The sequence below is a fragment of the Komagataeibacter xylinus NBRC 15237 genome (assembly GCF_001571345.1).
Lineage (GTDB): Bacteria > Pseudomonadota > Alphaproteobacteria > Acetobacterales > Acetobacteraceae > Komagataeibacter > Komagataeibacter xylinus.
This window is the reverse complement of the sequence record NZ_BCTP01000124.1, coordinates 1-1,339: the sequence shown is the minus strand read 5'-3', so window position 1 is coordinate 1,339 and position 1,339 is coordinate 1. Positions and strand designations below refer to the sequence as shown.

The 1,339-nt window shown below is 53.8% G+C and carries 1 protein-coding gene; it reads right to left on the bottom strand.

Annotated features, from left to right (window positions below):
• Nucleotides 1–1,166, bottom strand: a 1,166-nt coding sequence (locus GXY01S_RS16685; RefSeq protein WP_061276889.1) for a site-specific integrase, incomplete at its 3' end; no start/stop codon positions are given.
• Between the last annotated feature and the right edge of the window lie 173 nt (nt 1,167–1,339).

Genomic DNA, 1,339 nt, shown 5'->3' with positions numbered 1-1,339 from the left:
ATGTTGCTCTCGCTGCCTCCTGAAACAAGTGCCGTAAAAATTTTCAAATCGATCCCTTTGACTGCACGCTGGATTGGTTCTTTCTTGAGGTGAGCATAACGTGCGGTCGATTTGAGATCGCGATGACCCAGCAGTTTCCCGATCATGACCAGATCCTCGCCGAGTTCCAGCGCATCGGATGCAAAGGAATGGCGGAGATCGTGAATGCGGACATCATGCAGCCCGGCTTCCTTTCGGATGCGCCGCCACGGCTTCTCCAGATCGGTCAGGTGACCACCGTCTTTCCGTCCCGTGATGACATAGGGATTGCCCTCAACCCGCGTGATGTCTCCAAGCAAGCCGATCGCACTCTCGCCCAACTGAACCGTGCGGGCACCATTTTTGCTGTCAGGTAATCTGATTATCCCTTCGTCCAGAAAAACATATTCCCATTTCAGACGTTGGATTTCCCGCAGGCGGCAACCGGTTAAAAGCAGGAGTTGGAACGCGTTGACGGCTTCCGGCATTGCGGAACGGCCGTCGTCGAGTGCTTTGCCAAGACGCTGATGTTCTTCTGTTGTGAGGTAGCGCTCGCGCTTCTGCTCCTTATAGCGTTTCACGCCCCTGCATGGATTGACGTTGTCTGTCCGCACACCCCAGAGGATTGCCAGAGAGAACATTTTCGACAGCACACCCAGAGTCCGGTTCGCCTGATACGGGATATGGCGATAGGCGTGGTGGAATGCGACCACATCCGAGTGGGTCAGGGTGGCCACCATCCGGCTGCCAATTTTTTTTATAATGAACAGGTCAATCGCGCGTTGATATTCGGCTTGTGTGGTTGATTTCAGATGCGTCTTTACATGCCGTTCAATGAAAGTCTTGCAGAACTGACTGATTGTGGGGGAGGTCCGCTCTTCGCCGCGTTCGGTGTTTGGGTCGTTGCCGTCTTTCACACGAGCGAGGATTTTAATCGCTTCATCGCGTGCTTTGTCTGCCGTCCAGGGACCATGATGGCCGATCGTATAACGTCGGAACCGGCCATTGGCTCGATAATGAACCACGTAGCTCATCCGACCCGAAGGCCAGACCCGCAGGGCGAAGCCGGCGACCTGATCGTCCCAGACGATGTAGTCCTTCTCAGCAGGCTGGAGGGTGGCGATTATGCGCTTTGATATCCGGGGCATGGCTGCCTCCACAGGATGCGTATAGGATGCAAATGGGATTGAAACGTCAGCGTGAGTAAGCGTAGACAGAAGAGCCAAAATGAACGACTTATTCAATTAAAATAATAGGATAGTAGTGGTTCTTCGGGATGCGTCGGGGAATTTCGTGGCAGGGCGTAGCTCTTGCCTACAAA